General features: G+C 70.4%; 3 protein-coding genes. 1 reads left to right on the top strand and 2 read right to left on the bottom strand.

Translation table 11 applies throughout. The features are described 5' to 3' along the window. A partial coding sequence (locus WEB03_RS08830) for a hypothetical protein (RefSeq protein ID WP_368070583.1) occupies positions 1-1,054 on the bottom strand: 1,054 nt, incomplete at its 3' end. A 100-nt stretch (positions 1,055-1,154) separates the two neighbouring features. Beyond that, positions 1,155-1,577: a Fur family transcriptional regulator gene (locus WEB03_RS08835; RefSeq protein WP_368070584.1), complete on the bottom strand. Its 423-nt coding sequence runs from the start codon at positions 1,575-1,577 to the stop codon at positions 1,155-1,157. A gap of 206 nt (positions 1,578-1,783) precedes the next feature. Between WEB03_RS08835 and WEB03_RS08840 the strand changes: the two genes are divergently transcribed. Next, the coding region (locus WEB03_RS08840) for a peroxidase family protein (RefSeq protein ID WP_368070585.1) at positions 1,784-2,591 on the top strand (808 nt) is incomplete at its 3' end.

The following is a 2,591-nucleotide window of genomic DNA, read 5'->3' on the forward strand; positions in this document are numbered from 1 at the left end:
CACGCGACGAGGTGTCCCCGATACCGAGCAGGCGGTGCACCTCGCCGGTGAGCCGCCGGACCTCCGCGGTCTGGTCGGGCGGGAGATCGGCCGGGACCTGCTTGCGGGCCGCGCCGGGCGAGTACTTGGCCTCGTAGTCGTACAGGTCCCGGTCCGTGCTGGTCTCGACGACGGCGAAGACGCGGTCGCCGAGGACCCCGATCGTGAAGTCACGGCCATCGAGGTACTCCTCGACGAGCGCGTCGCGACCTTCCGCGCTGGCCTTCACGCAGGCGGCCGGGAGATCGGCCGCGTCGTCGACCCGGGAGAGGCCGATCGTCGAGCCGCCCGCGACCGGCTTGACGATCCACGGTCCTGGGATGGTCAGCTCGGCCAGATCCGTGTCGACGTGGTCACGTCGGACGAGGTGCCACGCGGGGGTGTCGATGCCGTGTCCGACGAGCCATCCCTTGGTCCGTGCCTTGTCGAAGGTGAGCGCGCAGACGTCCGCGGACGGCCCGGTGTGGACGATCCCGTGCCGGTCGAGCAGCCGCTGGGTGCTGCCCGATTCGCCCTCGTCGCCGAAGACCGTGACGAACACCACGTCGGCGGCCTCGAGGATCGGCAGGAGCCCGTCGGCCAGCACACCTCCTTCGGTCTGCCCAGCGCGCACGGATGCGAGCGCCTCGAGGCTCGGTGGGCCCGCCGCTATCGGGGCCACCGGTGTGTCCGGCAGGTCCTGCTCGGAGACCTCGGTGCTCAGGAAGGCTGCGGACGGCGCGTCGTCCGGGACGACCGGCGACTGTGCCGAGTCGACGAGAACCACGGCGTGACCGAGCCCTCGCAGTGCGCGGCTGATGGCCTGGCCGGACGACAGCGACACGTTCCGCTCGGAGTTCGCGCCGCCGGCGAGGACCGCGATCCGCAGCGGCTCGGAAGCCGACGAGGCGGGGTGCGGCCGCGAGACCGGCTCGGGCAGCTCGGTCCGGATGGCATCGCCAGGTCCGGTCTGGAGCGACGGCGCGTCCGGATGCGACCTCGTCGCGTCCGCCAGCGGCGTCGTGGCCTCGCTCATCGAGCCTCCGTTCCGGCAGCCCATCGAGTCGCAGGTCGGCTCGGGAACGACCAAGTATGCCCCGCCGGATCGGTCACGACCCATCGGCGTGAACCGGGCGCTAGGACGTGGACAGCACCGCGGAGGCGCAGTCGGGGCAACGGGCCCGGAACGTGACGTCGACCCCGAGCAGCTCGAACCCGTGCCGCTCGACGCCGGGAAGCTGCGGGTCATCCGCTCGGACGTCCAGGATCCGCCCGCAATCCACGCAGACGAGGTGGTGGTGGCGCTCCCCGACGTTCGGGTCGTAGCGCTTGCGACCGTCGGCGTGGGTCATCTCGTGGACCTCACCCATGCCGACCAGCTCGTTCAGGGTGTTGTAGACGGTCGCTCGGCTGACCTCGGGCAGGACCGCGCGGGACCGTTCGAACACGTCGTCGGCGGTCACGTGGACGTGCTCGCCCGTCATCACCTCGGCGATGACCCGCCGCTGGGCGGTCAGACGCCATCCACGGCTGCGGAGGCGATCTACCAGCGGGGTCACGGGGGTTCCTCAGGCGAGTCGTCAGACGTCACAGAGCAGGAACGCTACCAGAGATCACCTCGGTCCGAACCCGAGGTTGCTCCACCCTTGGAACTGTTCTAGGTTGGACCCGTCGCTCTCCGACGCGCCCGGTCCGCTCGATCCGTTCGAGCCGACCGCCGCCTCGACTCCAGCCCGAGCGGCCCCCAGGACCCCAGGAGGACAACGTGTCCGACCAACAGCCCACACGCCCGGAGTGGGCCGCACGCACGACCCCGAGCCTGCAGGGAAACGAGCACTGGTGGCCCGACCAGCTCACCCTCAACGTCCTGCACCAGAAGCACCCGGGGTCGAGCCCGTTCGGTGAGGGCTTCTCCTACGCCGAGGCGTTCTCGCAGCTCGACGTCGACGAGCTCAGCGCCGACGTCGACGCGCTGATGACCGACTCCAAAGACTGGTGGCCCGCCGACTGGGGCCACTACGGACCGTTCTTCATCCGCATGTCGTGGCACGCCGCCGGCACCTACCGCGCGGTCGACGGCCGCGGCGGTGGTGGTACCGGCGCACAGCGCTTCGCCCCGCTCAACAGCTGGCCCGACAACGGCAACCTCGACAAGGCTCGCCGACTCCTGTGGCCCATCAAGGAGAAGTACGGCGAGAGGATCTCGTGGGCGGACCTGATGGTCTTCGCCGGGAACCGCGCGCTCGAGACGATGGGCTTCACGACCTTCGGGTTCGGGTTCGGCCGCGCCGACATCTGGGCCCCCGAGGACGACATCTACTGGGGGCCCGAGAAGGAGTGGCTCTCGACCGAGGACGAGCGGTACACGGGCACCTTCGAGGACGGCAGCCGGACCCTCGACAACCCGCTCGCCGCGGTCCAGATGGGTCTGATCTACGTCAACCCCGAGGGCCCGAACGGCGTCCCGGACGCGCAGAAGTCCGCGCACGACGTGCGCGAGACCTTCGCCCGCATGGGTATGAACGACCGCGAGACCGCCGCGCTCACGATCGGCGGGCACACCTTCGGCAAGA

Source organism: Nitriliruptor sp., from assembly GCF_040882075.1.
Taxonomy (GTDB): domain Bacteria; phylum Actinomycetota; class Nitriliruptoria; order Nitriliruptorales; family Nitriliruptoraceae; genus Nitriliruptor.